Annotated in this window: 1 protein-coding gene; it reads left to right on the forward strand. The window is 42.3% G+C overall.

Features of this window, described 5'->3' with window-relative positions:
• Positions 1-207: hypothetical protein (locus A3761_RS26550; protein ID WP_197472705.1), on the forward strand; the 207-nt coding region annotated here is incomplete at its 5' end.
• Positions 208-333: the final 126 nt, after the last annotated feature.

Genomic DNA, 333 nt, shown 5'->3' on the forward strand with positions numbered 1-333 from the left:
GTCTCGAATGTAGGTGGAAGTGCGGGCCTTCCTCCAAAGGAACTTGCTCAGGCTATGGGTAAACAAATACTTGATAAGCTTATCAAAGAAGCTAAAGCAAAGCAGACGGAAAAACTGAAAGCGAAAGCTAAAGAGAAGCTGATGGAGAAACTTGAAGAGAAAGGTGGTGACAAGCTTAAAGGTCTTATGAAGAGCTTCGGGCATTAGGCTAAGGCATTCCAGAATAAGCTAGCTTATCTTCCAAGATAGGCTGGCTGTTCCTTTCATGCAGTACTCTCTTAGCACAAGGCCAATGACGATATTATGATAAGTATATGTATTTATTGCGGTGAG

It is taken from the genome of Oleiphilus sp. HI0123, assembly GCF_001635315.1.